Annotated in this window: 12 protein-coding genes and 1 pseudogene; all 13 read left to right on the forward strand. The window is 71.4% G+C overall.

Translation table 11 applies throughout. The features are described from left to right. Positions 1-239: pseudogene (locus IH13_RS0133060) on the forward strand (30S ribosomal protein S16); the annotation flags it as partial. Positions 240-241: 2 nt separating this feature from the next. After that, on the forward strand, positions 242-481 hold the full coding sequence (locus IH13_RS0133065) for an RNA-binding protein (RefSeq protein ID WP_014048589.1): 240 nt from the start codon (positions 242-244) through the stop codon (positions 479-481). 90 nt (positions 482-571) lie between these two features. Then, on the forward strand, positions 572-1,156 hold the full coding sequence (gene rimM / locus IH13_RS0133070) for a ribosome maturation factor RimM (protein ID WP_031090299.1): 585 nt from the start codon (positions 572-574) through the stop codon (positions 1,154-1,156). After that, a complete protein-coding gene (gene trmD, locus IH13_RS0133075) occupies positions 1,156-1,977 on the forward strand; it encodes a tRNA (guanosine(37)-N1)-methyltransferase TrmD (RefSeq protein ID WP_031090301.1) in 822 nt (273 codons plus the stop codon). The genes rimM and trmD overlap by 1 nt, the downstream gene beginning before the upstream one ends. A 124-nt stretch (positions 1,978-2,101) precedes the next feature. Continuing rightward, positions 2,102-2,452: a 50S ribosomal protein L19 gene (gene rplS / locus IH13_RS0133080; protein WP_014048592.1), complete on the forward strand. Its 351-nt coding sequence runs from the start codon at positions 2,102-2,104 to the stop codon at positions 2,450-2,452. A 45-nt stretch (positions 2,453-2,497) separates the two neighbouring features. Further along, complete coding sequence (lepB, locus tag IH13_RS0133085; RefSeq protein ID WP_031090303.1) at positions 2,498-3,268, forward strand: signal peptidase I; 771 nt, start codon at positions 2,498-2,500, stop codon at positions 3,266-3,268. Beyond that, positions 3,261-4,313 (forward strand): signal peptidase I, encoded by a 1,053-nt coding sequence (gene lepB / locus IH13_RS0133090; protein ID WP_031090305.1) that lies wholly within the window; start codon positions 3,261-3,263, stop codon positions 4,311-4,313. The genes lepB (IH13_RS0133085) and lepB (IH13_RS0133090) overlap by 8 nt, the downstream gene beginning before the upstream one ends. Beyond that, a complete protein-coding gene (gene lepB, locus IH13_RS0133095) occupies positions 4,237-5,205 on the forward strand; it encodes a signal peptidase I (RefSeq protein ID WP_031090307.1) in 969 nt (322 codons plus the stop codon). The genes lepB (IH13_RS0133090) and lepB (IH13_RS0133095) overlap by 77 nt, the downstream gene beginning before the upstream one ends. Before the next feature lie 50 nt (positions 5,206-5,255). Next, positions 5,256-6,020, forward strand: a complete 765-nt coding sequence (lepB, locus tag IH13_RS0133100; protein WP_031090309.1) for a signal peptidase I — start codon at positions 5,256-5,258, stop codon at positions 6,018-6,020. After that, positions 6,010-6,498, forward strand: a complete 489-nt coding sequence (locus tag IH13_RS0133105; RefSeq protein ID WP_031090311.1) for an NUDIX hydrolase — start codon at positions 6,010-6,012, stop codon at positions 6,496-6,498. Before lepB (IH13_RS0133100) ends, IH13_RS0133105 begins: the two co-directional genes overlap by 11 nt. Positions 6,499-6,561: 63 nt before the next feature. Next, positions 6,562-6,870 (forward strand): DUF2469 domain-containing protein, encoded by a 309-nt coding sequence (locus tag IH13_RS0133110; protein WP_003965949.1) that lies wholly within the window; start codon positions 6,562-6,564, stop codon positions 6,868-6,870. A gap of 213 nt (positions 6,871-7,083) precedes the next feature. Beyond that, positions 7,084-7,443, forward strand: coding sequence for a YraN family protein (locus IH13_RS0133115; protein WP_031090313.1), 360 nt, complete (start codon positions 7,084-7,086; stop codon positions 7,441-7,443). Beyond that, a partial coding sequence (locus IH13_RS0133120; protein ID WP_031090314.1) for a YifB family Mg chelatase-like AAA ATPase occupies positions 7,443-8,528 on the forward strand: 1,086 nt, incomplete at its 3' end. The genes IH13_RS0133115 and IH13_RS0133120, both read left to right, overlap by 1 nt.

Consider the following 8,528-nt stretch of genomic DNA (forward strand, 5'->3'; position numbering starts at 1 on the left):
CGCCGGAGCCGGTTCTCGCGATCCTGAAGCTCACCGGTGACTGGCAGGCCCACAAGGGCCTTCCGGCCCCCGCGCCGCTGCTGCAGCCGGAGCCCAAGGCTGACAAGCGTGCCCTCTTCGAGTCCCTGAGCGCGGACGGCGACGAGGCCAAGGGTGAGGCCATCACCCAGAAGGCCAAGAAGTCGGACAAGAAGGCGGACGAGGCTGACGCCGCGTCCACCGAGTCGACCGAGGCCTGAGCATGCTCGAGGAGGCTCTTGAGCACCTCGTGAAGGGCATCGTCGACAACCCCGACGATGTGCAGGTCGCCTCGCGTGACCTGCGCCGTGGACGTGTGCTCGAGGTCCGGGTCCATCCCGAGGACCTCGGCAAGGTGATCGGCCGCAACGGCCGCACCGCGCGCGCCCTGCGTACCGTCGTGGGTGCCATCGGCGGACGTGGTATCCGTGTCGACCTCGTCGATGTGGACCAGGTTCGCTGAAGAGTTGAACACCGGCCGGGGCCGGGGAGGGCTTTCGAGCCGTCCCCGGCCTTTGTCGTCCGTACGTACACCATCACCGGGAGAGACAGCGTGCAGTTGGTAGTGGCGCGGATCGGCCGCGCCCACGGCATCAAGGGCGAGGTCACCGTCGAGGTGCGCACCGACGAGCCCGAACTCCGGCTCGGGCCCGGGGCCGTCCTGGCCACGGCCCCGGCGGACAAGGGCCCCCTGACGATCGAGTCGGGCCGGGTGCACAGCGGCAGGCTCCTGCTGCGCTTCGAGGGCGTCCCGGACCGTACGGCCGCCGAGGCGCTCCGCAACATCCTGCTCATCGCCGAGGTGGACCCCGCGGAACTCCCCGAGGACGAGGACGAGTTCTACGACCACCAGCTGATCGACCTGGACGTGGTCCTGGCCGACGGCACCGAGATCGGCCGGATCACCGAGATCAGCCACCTTCCGTCGCAGGACCTGTTCATCGTGGAACGGCCGGACGGCAGCGAGGTGATGATCCCGTTCGTGGAGGAGATCGTCACCGGGATCGACCTGGAGGAGCAGCGGGCCGTGATCACCCCGCCGCCCGGCCTGATCGACGAGAGCGAGGCCGTCGTCGCGTCCGCGCGGGACGAGGAGAGCGACGAGCGGGCCGGCGGGCAGCCGAAGGGTGACGCCTGATGCGGCTCGACGTCGTCACGATCTTCCCCGAGTACCTGGAGCCGCTGAACGTCTCGCTCGTCGGCAAGGCCCGCTCCCGCGGCCGGCTCGACGTCCACGTCCACGACCTGCGCGCCTGGACGTACGACCGGCACAACACGGTGGACGACACCCCGTACGGCGGTGGGCCCGGCATGGTCATGAAGACCGAGCCGTGGGGCGAGGCCCTGGACGAGGTGCTGGCCGACGGCTACGAGGCCGGGGCGCACATGCCCGCGCTCGTGGTGCCGACCCCCAGCGGCAGGCCCTTCACCCAGGAACTGGCCGTCGAGCTCTCCGCACGGCCCTGGCTGATCTTCGCCCCCGCCCGGTACGAGGGCATCGACCGGCGGGTGACCGAGGAGTACGCGACCCGGCTGCCCGTGGTGGAGGTCTCCATCGGGGACTACGTCCTGGCCGGCGGGGAAGCCGCCGTCCTGGTCGTCACCGAGGCGGTGGCCCGGTTGCTGCCCGGCGTCCTGGGCAACGCCGAGTCCCACCGGGACGACTCCTTCGCCCCCGGGGCGATGGCCGACCTGCTGGAAGGGCCGGTGTACACCAAGCCGCCCGAGTGGCGCGGGCGCGGCATCCCGGACGTGCTGCTCAGCGGCCACCACGGGAAGATCGCACGCTGGCGCCGTGACGAGGCGTTCCGCCGGACCGCGCTCAACCGGCCCGATCTCATCGAGCGGTGCGAGGCGTCCGGCTTCGACAAGAAGGACCGCGAGATCCTCTCGATCCTCGGCTGGTCCCCGGAGCCCGGCGGGCGATTTTGGCGCAGGCCCGAGGCCGTGGAAGAATAGGTCAGCCGTACGTCCGGCGTGCGCCCCTGCCACAGGGGGAACGACGCCCGCCCGACGCGAACGGCATCCGAACCTCACTCTCTCCCGTCGATGACCTGTGGCATCGGCGAAGAAAGCAGACAACATGGCTTCCCTGCTCGATGGCGTCAACGCCGCCTCGCTCCGCACCGACCTCCCGGCCTTCCGCCCGGGTGACACGGTCAACGTCCACGTGCGCGTGATCGAGGGCAACCGCTCCCGTATCCAGCAGTTCAAGGGCATCGTCATCCGCCGCCAGGGCTCGGGCGTCAGCGAGACCTTCACGGTCCGCAAGGTCTCCTTCAGCGTCGGCGTCGAGCGCACCTTCCCGGTGCACAGCCCGATCTTCGAGAAGATCGAGCTCGTCACCCGCGGTGACGTCCGTCGCGCCAAGCTGTACTTCCTCCGTGAGCTGCGCGGCAAGGCCGCGAAGATCAAGGAGAAGCGCGACCGCTGATTCCCCTCCGGCGTCCACAGCGCGGACCGATAGGATTCGGCCCCGATGGACACGGAAGCACAGCACACGGAGCGCGATCGCTCCTCCGGCCCGGCGGACGGGACGGAGGAGGGGTCGCGCTCCACGCATGTCGGGGACCCCGAGGCCGTACGGGCGCCCTGGCGGCGCGCCGCCCTGCTGGGGGCGTTCTGCATGGTCGCCCTGCTGCTGTTCAGCACCTTCGTGCTGCAGCCCTTCCTCATCCCCAGCGGCTCGATGGAGCCCACCCTGCGGGTGGGGGACCGGGTGCTGGTCAACAAACTGGCGTACCGTTTCGGCGCCGAGCCGCGCCGCGGTGACGTGGTGGTCTTCGACGGCACCGGCTCCTTCGTACCGGAGACCGCCGGTCAGGACCCCGTCACCGCGGCGCTGCGCGGGGTGGCCTCGTCCCTGGGGCTGGCCGAGCCCGAGGAGACCGACTTCGTGAAGCGGGTGGTGGGCGTGGGGGGCGATCGCGTGGTCTGCTGCGACAAGCGCGGCCGGATCGAGGTGAACGGCGACCCGGTCGACGAGGAGTACCTGCACCCGGGTGACCGTCCGTCCCAGGTCGACTTCGACGTCGTGGTGCCCGACGGCCTGCTGTGGATGATGGGCGACCACCGTTCCCGCTCGCGCGACTCCCGTGACCACCTCGGGGAGCCCGGCGGCGGGATGGTGCCCGTGGACCGGGTCGTGGGGCGGGTCGACTGGTTCGGCTGGCCGCTGGGCAGGATCGGGTCGCTGGAGGGGACCGACGCCTTCACCGGCATACGGCCGGCGGGCGAGGACCGTGGGTAGGCGGGGGCGCGGACGCGGAGAGCCGGACGCGCACGTACCGGCGTCCACGGGCACCGGGCCGGCCGGGCCCCGCTCGCTGCCCACCCGCGCCGAGCGCCGCAAGCTGGCCCGCAGGGTGAAGCGCCGCCGACGCGGGTCCGCGCTCAGGGAGATCCCCCTTCTCGTCCTGGTGGCGCTGGTGATCGCGCTGGTGCTCAAGACGTTCCTCGTCCAGGCCTTCGTGATCCCGTCCGGGTCGATGGAGCAGACGATCAAGATCGGCGACCGGGTGCTGGTGGACAAGCTGACACCGTGGTTCGGAGCCGTGCCCGAGCGCGGCGACGTCGTGGTCTTCGAGGACCCGGGCGGCTGGCTGCCCCGGGAGGAGGCCGTGGCCGACGAGTCGCCCGTCGGGGTGAAGCAGGTCAAGGAGTTGCTGACGTTCATCGGACTGCTGCCCTCGCAGGACGAGCAGGACCTGATCAAGCGGGTGGTCGGTGTGGGCGGCGACACGGTCACGTGCTGCGGGACCGACGGCAGGGTCACCGTCAACGGCGTGCCGCTGGACGAGCCCTACCTGCATCCGGACAGCGCCCCATCCACGGTCCAATTCGAGGTAAAGGTTCCCCCTGGGCGCCTGTTCGTCATGGGCGACCACCGGTCCAATTCCGCGGATTCGCGGTTCCATCTCGACGAGCCGCACCAGGGGACGGTCGCCGAGGAGCAGGTCGTCGGACGTGCGGTGGTGATCGCCTGGCCCTTCGCCCACTGGAGCAGACTCGAGGAGCCGGCGACGTACGCGACCGTGTCCGGCGGGCGTGCCGGGGCGGCTGCGGGGCCCGGCCCGTCGAATAGTGTGGGCCCCCAGGATCTCAACGGAATGGTCCTGCTCCCGACCCCTGCGGAACTCCCGCTCGTTATGGGAGTGGTGGGCCTGCGCCGATTCGGGCGCGGGCGGTGGCACGGAGTGAGGAGTGGATGTGGGGGATTTGGCGGTCGGCGCACGATCCGGACACGACGGACCCGAGGACCGGCCCTCGAACGGCGGCGTTCCGGCGGCGGGTGACGGTGGAGGCCAGGACTACGGGGCCGTGAACTCCGAGTCCGCGGGCTCCGAGCCACCGGGTGCCGAGCCCCCGGGCGGAGACTCCGCGGACGAAGGTTCCCCCGAGGGAGGCGGCAGCACGGCCCAGGGCAAGCCGCGCTCGTTCTGGAAGGAGCTGCCGCTCCTCATCGGGATCGCGCTCGTCCTCGCGCTGCTGATCAAGACCTTCCTGGTGCAGGCGTTCTCCATCCCCTCGGACTCCATGCAGAACACGCTGCAACGGGGTGACCGGGTGCTGGTGGACAAGCTGACGCCCTGGTTCGGCGCGGAGCCGGAGCGTGGCGAGGTCGTGGTCTTCCACGACCCGGGCGGCTGGCTGGAGGACACCGCGACGCCCGAGCCCAACGCGGTGCAGAAGTTCCTGAGTTTCATCGGGCTGATGCCGTCCGCCGAGGAGAAGGACCTGATCAAGCGGGTCATCGCGGTCGGCGGTGACACGGTGGAGTGCAAGAAGAACGGACCGGTCACGGTCAACGGCAAGGCCCTGGACGACAAGTCGTTCATCTTCGAGGGCAACAGCGCCTGCGACGACCAGCCCTTCGGGCCGATCCACGTGCCCAAGGACCGGATCTGGGTCATGGGCGACCACCGCCAGAACTCGCTGGACTCCCGCTACCACCAGGAGCTCCCCGGGCAGGGCACGGTCTCCGTGGACGAGGTGGTCGGACGGGCCGTCGTCGTGGCGTGGCCGATCAACCGCTGGGCGACCCTGCCGATCCCGAAGACCTTCGACCAGCCCGGTCTGAACGCGGCCGCGGCCGCCGCCGTTCCGGGCGCACTCGGCGTGGCCGGGGCGCTGCCCCTCGTGTTCTGGCGCCGCAGGAGGCTGACCCGCGGGCGTACCGACGGGTAGGGTGCCGACTCGGATCAGCGAGTGTCGATCTCCGATGGGGGAGCGCTGGGATGAGTGGAACAGGACGTACGGATGACGGCCGCGGCCGGCTCGGCAGTGTGCTGTCGAACCTGGCCGTGGCCGTCGGCTGTGTGCTCTTCCTCGGCGGCTTCGCCTGGGCGGCGGTGGTGTACCGGCCGTACACCGTGCCGACCTCGTCGATGTCCCCGACGGTGAACGCCGGTGACCGGGTGCTCGCGGAGCGTGTGGACGGCGATGACGTGACCCGGGGCGACGTGGTCGTCTTCACCGACGAGGTGTGGGGCGCGACGCCGATGGTGAAGCGGGTCGTCGGGGTGGGCGGGGACACGGTCGCCTGCTGCGACGAGGCCGGCCGGCTGACCGTCGACGGCAAGCCGATCGAAGAACCGTATCTGCGGGCGGACGGCGAGGCGCCGTCGGCCGGGAGCCCGGCTTCCGGCCAGGAGTTCACCGCCAAGGTGCCCGAGGGCAAGCTCTTCCTCCTGGGCGACGAGCGCAACGGCTCGCTGGATTCCCGGGTTCATCTGCAGGACGCCGGCCAGGGCGCGGTGCCGCGCGGCGCCGTACAGGCCCGGGTGGACGCGGTGGTGTGGCCCCTGAACGGCATGATCGGCCGGCCGGAGGCCTTCGCGGCCCTGCCGGGCGGTGTGTCCGCGGCCGGGCCGCTGGCGCTCCAGGCCGGGGCCGTGGCGGCGGGCGTGCTGCTCATCCTGGGCGGGTCCGCCTACGGACCGCTCGCCGCGCGCTCCGCGCGCCGGAGGAAGCGGGCGGAGGCGTCCACGGGTGGCCACTGAGACGCGCAGGGTCGCCCGGGTCGTCCTCCTGGACCCCGACGACAGGATCCTGCTGCTGCACGGCTTCGAGCCGTCGGAGCCGTCGACGCGCTGGTGGTTCACCCCGGGCGGCGGCCTGGAGGGCGAGGAGAGCCGCGAGGAGGCGGCGCTGCGGGAACTCGCCGAGGAAACCGGTATCAGGGAGGCCGTCCTCGGTCCGCTGCTGTGGACCCGCGTCTGCTCCTTCCCGTTCGACGGGCGGCGCTGGGAGCAGGACGAGTGGTACTACCTGGCGCGGACGGAGCGGACCGCCACCGATCGGAGCGGCCTCACCGAGCTGGAGCGGCGCAGTGTCGCCGGCCTGAGGTGGTGGACCTCCGCCGAACTCCTGGCGACGCGTGAGACGGTGTACCCGACCAGACTCGCCGGACTGCTGCAGACGCTGCTCGACGAGGGCCCTCCACGTGTCCCGCTCGTTCTCGCCCCCGAAATCGCCTAAACCACCGGAGGCGGTCGTGGCTGACGCACAATGGGGGGACGCACGGCTGAAGGGGAACATGCCATGAGCGCCGAGGACCTCGAGAAGTACGAGACCGAGATGGAGCTGAAGCTCTACCGGGAGTACCGCGACGTCGTCGGTCTGTTCAAATACGTGATCGAGACCGAGCGTCGGTTCTACCTGACCAATGACTACGAGATGCAGGTGCATTCCGTACAGGGCGAGGTCTTCTTCGAGGTCTCCATGGCCGATGCCTGGGTCTGGGACATGTACCGGCCCGCCAGGTTCGTCAAGCAGGTCCGGGTACTGACGTTCAAGGACGTGAACATCGAGGAGCTCAACAAGAGCGACCTGGAGCTTCCCGGCGGCTGACCGGGCCTGGCCGTCCGGCCGCGGACCCCGGCTTCCTGCCCCCGGCTTCCCGTCCTCCGGCTTCCTGTCCTCCGGCTTCATGCCTCGGCTTCCGTCTCCGGCCGCCGCTTCACTCGCACGGGTGGCCGGAATATCCACATCGACGGAGTTATCCACCAAGATCCAACAGTTCGGGCGGAACGCGTCAGAGTCGGTGCCGGAGGTGGTGCCGGGATGAACGCACGGGGGGAACTCGGGCGGTACGGCGAGGATCTGGCGGCGAGGCTGCTGACCGAAGCCGGGATGGCCGTGCTGGAGCGCAACTGGCGCTGTCGCACGGGAGAGATCGACATCGTCGCCAGGGACGGCGACGCGGTGGTCGTGTGCGAGGTGAAGACCCGCAGGGCGGGTTCGTTCGAGCATCCGATGCAGGCCGTCACCCCGGCCAAGGCGGACCGGCTGCGCAGACTCGCGGAGATCTGGCTCGCGCAGCACGGCGGGCCACCGCCGGGCGGGGTCAGGATCGACCTGGTCGGCGTGGTCCTCCCCCGGCGCGGAGCACCGGTCGCCGAGCATGTGCGGGGCGTGGCCTGATGGGGTTCGCGCGGGCGTGTTCCGTGGCGCTGGTGGGCGTCGAGGGCGTGGTGGTGGAGGTCCAGGCCGATCTGGAGCCGGGCGTGGCGGCGTTCACCCTGGTCGGACTGCCGGACAAGAGCCTGGTGGAGAGCCGTGACCGGGTCAGGGCGGCGGTCGTCAACTCCGGGGCCGAGTGGCCTCAGAAGAAGCTCACGGTGGGTCTGTCCCCGGCCTCCGTGCCCAAGGGAGGGTCGGGGTTCGACCTCGCCGTGGCGTGTGCGGTGCTGGGCGCCGCAGAGCGGATCGACCCGTCGGCCATCGCCGACGTGGTGATGATCGGGGAGCTGGGACTGGACGGCCGGGTGCGCCCGGTGCGCGGTGTCCTGCCCGCGGTCCTGGCCGCGGCGGAGGCAGGGTACCGCCAGGTGGTGGTGCCGGAGCAGACCGCCGGGGAGGCCGCCCTGGTGCCGGGCGTCTCGGTCCTCGGCGTACGGAGCCTGCGCCAGCTGATCGCCGTGCTCGCCGACGAACCCGTGCCGGACGAGCCCGTGGCCGACCGGAGCCGGCCCGACCCCCTGCAGGCCGGGCTCATGGTGCCGGGGGCGGGGGTCGGAACCGGACTGGTGGCGAGCGGTGGCCGGGGGTCGGGGCAGCCGCCGGACCTGGCGGACGTGGCCGGTCAGAGCCGGGCGCGTACCGCGCTGGAGGTCGCCGCGGCCGGCGGACACCATCTGCTGCTCTCCGGTCCGCCGGGGGCGGGGAAGACGATGCTGGCCGAGCGGCTGACCGGGATCCTGCCGTCGCTGACCCGGCAGGAATCCCTCGAAGTGACGGCGGTGCACTCCGTGGCGGGCATCCTCCCCCCGGGTGAACCGCTGGTCACCAGGGCGCCGTACTGCGCCCCGCACCACTCGGCGACCATGCAGTCGCTGGTCGGCGGCGGCAACGGCCTGCCACGGCCCGGCGCGGTCTCGCTGGCACACCGCGGGATCCTCTTTCTGGACGAGGCTCCGGAATTCTCCGGCCGCGCGCTGGACGCCCTGCGCCAGCCGCTGGAGTCCGGACACGTGGTGGTCGCGCGTGCCGCCGGGGTGGTGCGGCTG

Source organism: Streptomyces sp. NRRL WC-3549 (assembly GCF_000721935.1).
Lineage (GTDB): Bacteria > Actinomycetota > Actinomycetes > Streptomycetales > Streptomycetaceae > Streptomyces.

Excerpts from the sequence above, each read along its gene's own strand:
- IH13_RS0133115 (WP_031090313.1), top strand. The coding sequence starts at position 7,084 with ATGAACGCACGGGGGGAACTCGGGCGGTACGGCGAGGATCTGGCGGCG.
- IH13_RS0133065 (WP_014048589.1), top strand. The coding sequence starts at position 242 with ATGCTCGAGGAGGCTCTTGAGCACCTCGTGAAGGGCATCGTCGACAAC.
- lepB (WP_031090309.1), top strand. The coding sequence starts at position 5,256 with ATGAGTGGAACAGGACGTACGGATGACGGCCGCGGCCGGCTCGGCAGT.
- trmD (WP_031090301.1), top strand. The coding sequence starts at position 1,156 with ATGCGGCTCGACGTCGTCACGATCTTCCCCGAGTACCTGGAGCCGCTG.
- lepB (WP_031090303.1), top strand. The coding sequence starts at position 2,498 with ATGGACACGGAAGCACAGCACACGGAGCGCGATCGCTCCTCCGGCCCG.
- rplS (WP_014048592.1), top strand. The coding sequence starts at position 2,102 with ATGGCTTCCCTGCTCGATGGCGTCAACGCCGCCTCGCTCCGCACCGAC.
- IH13_RS0133110 (WP_003965949.1), top strand. The coding sequence starts at position 6,562 with ATGAGCGCCGAGGACCTCGAGAAGTACGAGACCGAGATGGAGCTGAAG.